The organism is Rhodoferax lacus, assembly GCF_003415675.1.
Lineage (GTDB): Bacteria > Pseudomonadota > Gammaproteobacteria > Burkholderiales > Burkholderiaceae_C > Allorhodoferax > Allorhodoferax lacus.
The window spans coordinates 1-252 of the sequence record NZ_QFZK01000072.1 but is presented as its reverse complement, the minus strand read 5'-3'; the positions used below and the strand labels follow the sequence as shown (position 1 = coordinate 252).

The following is a 252-nucleotide window of genomic DNA, read 5'->3' as shown; positions in this document are numbered from 1 at the left end:
CCGAGGCCCTCGCAAAAAAGTGGTGAGGCCGTCTCGCCGGCGCGAGATGGCCCAACGTGCAGTTCTGATGCGCAGCGTCCCCATAAGGCTGGCCTGCGCTGCGTTTATGGTCAGCGAGTCCTGCTACTGTTGATTCCAAATGAAGGTTGGGCCAAAAAAGTAGGAATTCCAGTCGAAAACTGAGCCACGTTATCCACAATCCTTGCTTCATTTTTGAGCAGGGGTGATTAGGAGTGATAGACGTGGGAACCC

General features: G+C 54.4%; 1 pseudogene. It reads left to right on the top strand.

Annotation, left to right across the window (positions count from 1 at the left end):
- Nucleotides 1-127: pseudogene (locus tag DIC66_RS23555) on the top strand (IS3 family transposase); the annotation flags it as partial.
- Nucleotides 128-252: the final 125 nt, after the last annotated feature.